General features: G+C 35.0%; 4 protein-coding genes. 2 read left to right on the top strand and 2 right to left on the bottom strand.

Annotated elements, in window-relative coordinates:
- On the bottom strand, positions 1 to 370 hold a 370-nt coding region (locus C4E06_RS05390; RefSeq protein WP_157951114.1), incomplete at its 3' end, for a hypothetical protein.
- A gap of 525 nt (positions 371 to 895) precedes the next feature.
- Here C4E06_RS05390 and C4E06_RS05385 point away from each other — a divergent pair.
- A complete protein-coding gene (locus tag C4E06_RS05385) occupies positions 896 to 2113 on the top strand; it encodes a PQQ-dependent sugar dehydrogenase (protein WP_107667132.1) in 1218 nt (405 codons plus the stop codon).
- 4 nt (positions 2114 to 2117) lie between these two features.
- Here C4E06_RS05385 and C4E06_RS05380 read toward each other — a convergent pair whose 3' ends face one another.
- Positions 2118 to 2693, bottom strand: coding sequence for a Uma2 family endonuclease (locus tag C4E06_RS05380; protein ID WP_107667131.1), 576 nt, complete (start codon positions 2691 to 2693; stop codon positions 2118 to 2120).
- A gap of 239 nt (positions 2694 to 2932) precedes the next feature.
- On the opposite strand from C4E06_RS05380, the gene C4E06_RS05375 reads away from it, so the two are divergent.
- A partial coding sequence (locus C4E06_RS05375) for an N-6 DNA methylase (RefSeq protein ID WP_107667130.1) occupies positions 2933 to 5033 on the top strand: 2101 nt, incomplete at its 3' end.

The raw sequence follows: 5033 nt of genomic DNA, 5'->3' as shown, positions 1-5033 counted from the left end.
CAAAGAAGGTTATTAAAGGATTACTGGCTGAACCTAAGTAGGTATTACCGCTAACATGACTTAAGACAACATCACTAACGGAAACTTGACGCTTAAACAGATTAGCAGGAGGGTTAATGGTGCTAGGAGAATAATAACGTATTCCAAATTCACCCGTTGAATCGGATTCAACTTCTCCACCAATAAAGTCAATAACGTTGTTGCCGTCAGCTGCACTTAATGGATCAGGGTCAAGGCTAAAGTCAGCCATCCCTGTGATGTTTAGGGTATCACCAATACTGAAGGCTTGTGCTTGTTGAGGAGCAAAAGCGATCGTAGTAGCAGTGATTGCTAAAGCAGTGGCCGCAGATTTAAAGGTCAATGTAGACATTGATATGATTTCCTCAAATATACAAGAATCAAATTGAAGGTTTTGTTTTCCTCAAATTCATTCTGACATACCCATGTTATTGTTCATGTAAACGCAATGTATAACTTCGTGTTATCGTATGAAAATTCAACAGTTGACATGGCCGTCTTCACTTCTATTTAATGATTCTAACAGATATTTAAGTAGGGCAACCTAGCAAAATGGGTGAGGACAAGGAGTCTCAACAAAGATTAGATAAGTTTTTAAAGCTTAGTTAAACTCAGTGCTTATCTTGGGTAGGAAATGCCCTATTAATAATAAGTGTACAACAAAATATAGAGATTAAATAGCTTATTATCGACGAAATCAGGCTTTTTATTTAGGCAATCTTTAGTATGTTAAGATTTTAATATTAATCCTCTAGTCCACTCTAAACGGATCTTGATACAATAGATCAGTGATGAGAAATTAATTAAAATTTGATACATTCTAGGTGTCAAGAAAACTTCACGAAGATTACTTTTGTTTCCATAGACAATTATAAATATGACCATGAGACTCATTAAACCCAACCGTTTCTGTTTGGCGATACTCAACGTCATCATTTTTTTAGGGGTAGGAGGCTGCTTTTCTCCGTCTGACTCTTCTAGTAATACGACGATTCAACCAACCGCTAATCAAACCAGTCAAGCATCAGAAACCCAACAAGATATTCAACAAATTACCATGATAGAGGGGTTAGAACATCCCTGGGCGATGGACTGGCTTCCTAATGGAGACATCCTCATCACAGAACGCCCTGGAAGGCTTCGTATTGTCAAAAATGGAAAATTAGAATCCGAACCTATTAAAGGGGTTCCAGAAGTCTTTGCAGTGGGTCAAGGAGGGTTATTAGATGTATCGGTACACCCCAATTTTGAGGAAAATAATTACATCTATTTGACCTATGCTTCAGGGAGTCGTAACGATAACCAGACCAGAATTGCCCGTGCTATTTTACAAGAGAATCAATTACGGGATCTAGAAGTCATTTTTCAGGTGTCCCCTAGTAAAACCGGAGGACAACATTTCGGATCTCGTTTGGTGTGGTTAGAAGACGGAACGTTTTTAGCGTCCATTGGAGACGGAGGGAACCCCCCCTTAACCATAGATGGAGAGTTGAGTCGCAAACAAGCGCAACAGTTGGATAGTTATTTAGGGAAAATTATACGCCTCAATGATGATGGTAGCATCCCTGAGAATAATCCCTTTGTGGATCAAGACAATGCAAACCCGGCTATTTGGAGTTATGGACACCGTAATATTCAAGGGTTGACAGTGAATCAGCAAAGCGGTGAAATCTGGTCCACCGAACACGGTTCAAAGGGTGGGGACGAACTCAATAACATTAAAGCAGGGGGGAACTACGGATGGCCCGTGGTAACTCATAGTCGAGAATATTCGGGGGGTGAGATATCAGATCAGCGATCGCTGCCGGGTATGGTTGATCCCTTGGTGGTTTGGACTCCTGCGATCGCACCTTCGGGACTGACTCTATATGATGGGGATCAGTTTACTGACTGGAAAGGGGACTTATTGGCCGGGGGGTTAGTGGCTCGGGAAGTGATTCGTATTGACTTAAATGATGTTAATGAAATTGTGGGAAAATATCCGATAAAATTTGAGCAACGGGTTAGGGATGTTGAGCAAGGTCCCGATGGGTTTGTTTATGTTTTGACCGATGATAGAAATGGGAAATTAATTCGGTTAGAACCTGGAAAATAAACGATTACTTACTCAAGGATTCAAGGAATAAATTAAAGTTAGGTAACACATCTTCTCCTGACAAAGACACAGGTAAATTTAAAATTTCTACTGATTGATTAGGACGATAAATTTCCACTGTATTATCTTGAGGATTAATTAACCATCCTAAGCTTAAACCAGCATCTAAATATTCTTGCATTTTCTCTTTTAGGGGTTGTAAGTTATCACTTGGAGAACGTAATTCAATGACAAAATCAGGACAAATAGGAGGAAATTTTTGTCTTTGTTCAAGAGTTAATTGTTCCCATCTTTCTTTTTTTATCCAAGCAACGTCAGGGGAACGATTTCCCCCATTAGGTAAGTTAAAAACAGTGGATGAACTAAAGACAACTCCTAACTGAGTTTGATGATTCCAAAGACTAACTTGAAAATTTAACTCTGATTCTCTCTTTCCTGTTTCCCCACCAACCGGTGACATAATAATTAATTCTCCATTACAACTCAATTCTAAGGGGATATCTCGATTGATTTGACAGAGTTGATAAAATTCTTCTGATGTCAACTTAATTAATGGTTTTAAATCTAATATAGTGGTCATGGCAATTCTTTTTAACTTTAAATAAACCAATTAAGGGATCAATTTCAGCGATCGCATTAAATAAAAGGTAACATAGCTTTCTAGACTGTGACCAGTTGTCTGACATGATTAACCCATCACGACAATAGTTTTATATTAATTTTTTTAAATAATTTAACCCCACTTATTTATCATGACAACCAAAGGGTAAATAATATAAATAGGGGAATTTTAGCACTACATTATCCCAAGGAAGTGAGATGTCTCGTTTATTAATTAGTCAGTATCAAGCAGAAGTTGAACGCATTATCCAATATGGAGGAAGTCGTCACGAAAGTTCTATTAGAAATGCGTTTCAAAGTTTATTAAATGAATACTGCAAAACGAGGGATTTTTTGTTAATTCCTGAGTTACCTTACAAAGATCAAAATATTCGACCTGATGGGACAGTAAAGGATGCGTTACGGTTAGATTGGGGTTACTGGGAAAGTAAGGATCAATATGATAATTTAGATGAGGAAATTGAGAAGAAATTAAGCAAAGGATACCCTAATGATAACATTTTATTTGAGGATTCACAAACCGCCGTTTTAATACAGGGAGGAGAAGAAAAATTACGGGTTTCCATGCAGGATAGTGAGGGGTTAGACGGGTTAATTAATCAGTTTATTAATTATGTTCGTCCAGAGGTTAAAGACTTTCGAGAAGCGATAGACAGTTTTAAGGAAGATTTACCGACTATTTTGGATTCTTTACGGGAAATTATCGCTAAACAGTCTCAAGAAAATAAGAAGTTTATTGCAGCAAGGGATAAGTTTTTAACCATTTGTCAAGAGTCTATTAACCCTGAGATTACTATCGAAGATGTGAGAGAAATGATCATCCAACATATTTTAACGGAGGACATTTTTCTGACTATTTTTAATGAGTCTCAGTTTCATCGGGAGAATAATATTGCTAGGGAGTTACAAGGGGTTATTAATACCTTTTTTACGGGGAGTGTGAGACGGAATACATTAAGTAGTATTGAACGTTATTATGGGGTAATTCGTCGAACTGCTGCGAGTATTTATAATCATCATGAAAAACAGAAGTTTTTGAAAGCAATATATGAGAATTTTTATAAAGCATATAATCCCAAAGCAGCAGATAGATTAGGTATTGTTTATACTCCGAATGAAATTGTTCGCTTTATGATCGAAAGTGTGGATTATTTGGTACATAAACATTTTGGTAAGTTATTGTGTGATTCTGGGGTAGAAATTTTAGATCCGGCGACGGGTACAGGTACGTTTGTGACGGAATTAATTGAATATTTACCGAAGGATAAATTAAAGTACAAATATCAGAATGAGATTCATTGTAATGAGGTGCAAATCTTACCTTATTATATTGCGAATTTAAACATTGAATATACTTATCAGCAGAAAATGAATGAGTATGAGGAGTTTAATAATATTTGTTTTGTGGATACATTGGATCATACTTCTTTTACGGGTAAACAGTTAGATTTGTTTGCATTGACTATTGAGAATACAGAAAGGATTAAAAATCAAAATGATCGTCAAATTTCTGTGATTATTGGGAATCCTCCTTATAATGCTAATCAACAAAATGAAAATGATAATAATAAGAATAGAAAATATCCAGAAATTGATAAACGAATTAAAGAAACTTATGTTAAAGAAAGTAAGGCACAAAAAACTAAAGTATATGATATGTATTCTCGTTTTATTCGTTGGGGAACCGATAGATTAGGAGATAATGGGATTATAGCATTTGTAACTAATTCATCTTTTATTAATGCAAAAACATTCGATGGATTCAGAAAAATAGTCTCTCAAGATTTTAGTCATATTTATATTATTGATTTAGATGGTGATATTAGAGCAGGAGATAACACTGGAAATGTTTTCAAGGTTAAAATAGGTATTGCTATCAGTTTTATGATTAAAAAGAAAACTAAAGATAAAATACCGTGCCAAATACTTTATCATTCTCAAAATAATGTAGAAATAGCAACAGATAAACTTAATTTTCTAGTTAGTAATAAATTAGCAAATATTAGTTTTGAACATATTAACCCTGACATCAATAATAACTGGATTAATTTAACAGATAATGATTTTGCAGATTTATTATCTTTAGCTGATAAAGAAACAAAAGCAGCTAAACATAATGACGAAGAAAAGTCCATATTTAAGTTATACTCTAATGGAATATCAACAAATAGAGATGAATGGTTAATTGATAAAAATAAAATAAATTTATTATCAAAAATTGAATTTTTTATTGATCGTTATGAATATTATCAAGAACAAGAGAATACAGAATTTCCAGGTGTAATTAAGTGGTCTAGAA

The organism is Cyanothece sp. BG0011, assembly GCF_003013815.1.
Taxonomy (GTDB): domain Bacteria; phylum Cyanobacteriota; class Cyanobacteriia; order Cyanobacteriales; family Microcystaceae; genus Crocosphaera.
This window is presented reverse-complemented; position numbering and strand designations above follow the sequence as displayed.

Coding starts and splice junctions, on each gene's coding strand:
- C4E06_RS05385 (WP_107667132.1), top strand. CDS start 896: ATGACCATGAGACTCATTAAACCCAACCGTTTCTGTTTGGCGATACTC.
- C4E06_RS05380 (WP_107667131.1), bottom strand. CDS start 2,693: ATGACCACTATATTAGATTTAAAACCATTAATTAAGTTGACATCAGAA.